The sequence below is a fragment of the Pseudomonas sp. AU11447 genome, from assembly GCF_001672555.2.
Classification (GTDB): domain Bacteria; phylum Pseudomonadota; class Gammaproteobacteria; order Pseudomonadales; family Pseudomonadaceae; genus Pseudomonas; species Pseudomonas nitroreducens.
Genome location: NZ_LZDG02000101.1, coordinates 1 through 1,476, shown reverse-complemented (window position 1 = coordinate 1,476; position 1,476 = coordinate 1). Strand labels below are relative to the sequence as shown.

Annotated in this window: 4 protein-coding genes; all 4 read left to right on the top strand. The window is 63.6% G+C overall.

Translation table 11 applies throughout. From position 1 onward, the window contains the following. The first annotated feature begins 162 nt into the window (after positions 1 to 162). Genes A6723_RS30930 through A6723_RS30915 form a run of 4 tightly spaced genes read left to right on the top strand, consistent with a single transcriptional unit; the run spans position 163 to position 1,468 of the window. Positions 163 to 780 (top strand): DUF3164 family protein, encoded by a 618-nt coding sequence (locus tag A6723_RS30930; RefSeq protein WP_054906990.1) that lies wholly within the window; start codon positions 163 to 165, stop codon positions 778 to 780. Positions 781 to 839: 59 nt separating this feature from the next. Further along, positions 840 to 983, top strand: a complete 144-nt coding sequence (locus A6723_RS32265) for a hypothetical protein (protein ID WP_156356590.1) — start codon at positions 840 to 842, stop codon at positions 981 to 983. Next, positions 976 to 1,248, top strand: coding sequence for a hypothetical protein (locus A6723_RS30920; protein ID WP_054906989.1), 273 nt, complete (start codon positions 976 to 978; stop codon positions 1,246 to 1,248). Before A6723_RS32265 ends, A6723_RS30920 begins: the two co-directional genes overlap by 8 nt. Position 1,249: 1 nt before the next feature. Next, a complete protein-coding gene (locus A6723_RS30915; protein WP_054906988.1) occupies positions 1,250 to 1,468 on the top strand; it encodes a hypothetical protein in 219 nt (72 codons plus the stop codon). Positions 1,469 to 1,476 lie beyond the last annotated feature (8 nt).

Genomic DNA, 1,476 nt, shown 5'->3' with positions numbered 1-1,476 from the left:
GCTGGTCTGCGGCTACCAGCGCCNGNGCTCTGCAGGCAGCACCCGTTACAGCGCGCAGTTCCGGGGCGTGGAAGTCACCTGGTCCGAGCCGATCAGTTACCGCGACTTCGCCAGCCCCACCCCCATCGACCTCACTTTCCACTGAGCAACAGGAGCCATCCCATGAACCAAATCGCAATCCCCGAAGGCTTTCGCCTGGATGCGCAGAAGCGCCTGGTCCACGAAAGCCTCATCAAGCCCATCGACCAAGCACGCGACCAGTTGGTGCTGGAGCTTGTGGAGAAGGCCAAGCAACTGCACAGCCTGATCGCCGAGTTCAAGGTGTCGGCGTTCGGTGACGTCGCCGCTTTCGTGGAGCTGTCCGCCGATCAGTACGGCGTCAAGCTGGGCGGCAAGAAAGGCAACGTCAGCCTGGTGTCGTTCGATGGACGCTTCAAGATCACCAAGGCCGTACAGCAGTCCATCCAGTTCGATGAGCGCCTACAGGCGGCCCGCGCCCTGATTGACCAGTGCTTGCTCGAGTGGACCGAGGGCGCGCGCCCGGAGGTCGTCACCCTGGTCAACGACGCTTTCCGCACCGACACCAAAGGCGAGGTACGTACTGCCAACGTCCTTGCGCTTCGCCGCTTGGAAATCACTGACGAGCGCTGGCAGCGCGCAATGAAGGCCATCGCAGAGGCCTGCCAGGTCGTCGGCTCCAAGGACTACATCCGCGTCCATGAGCGTGTGGGCGACTCTGACCAGTGGCGGGCGATCCCGCTCGACATCGCGGGGGTGTGACCGTGGCCACTCGGACAGAGAAGCAACTAAACGCGGGGCACCGCCGCAGCCTAAACGCCATGCGCGAGAAGCTCCTGGCAATGGCTGCCGCGTGGGAGGAAGTCGACCAGTACCACGTGAACATCATCACCGAGGCGGCCGACAAGCTGGGGGACGTGAGTGACGAGATGCGGGAAACCTCAAAGGGGAATCACCATGGTTAAGACCTATGCCGTGTGCCGCATAGACGGCCTGATCGAGCTGCACGACGAGCACCCCGGTGACGGCTACTTCGCCCTCGCCGTGGGTGACTCGGCCGAGCTACGCCGCGTGATCGACCTCAGTGCCGACCCCGTTGCCGGGCTGGCCTGGCGCGTTCCAGGTGTTCGTGCTGGTGCCGAACCGCGCACCAACCTCGGTGCCATCGCTCGCTATATCCGCGACCTGTCCACCCACGATGCGCCCGGTGTTCGGGCGCTGGGGGTGTGACATGGGACAAGCACCTCTGCTCGATGACATGAACCTGGACAAGAGCGTCCGCCAGATGATCGACGAGGCCGAGCAGCTCGATGCCAACGCCTTCGACGTCATGCACCTGACGCTGGACAACGGCAACGAGCTGGTAGTGGTTGCCATCACTGGCGAGTACCTGGACCCCGTGGCAAAGGTCCTGGAAGCCCTCCGGGAAATGCGGGAGGCCAAGTCATGAGCGACTCC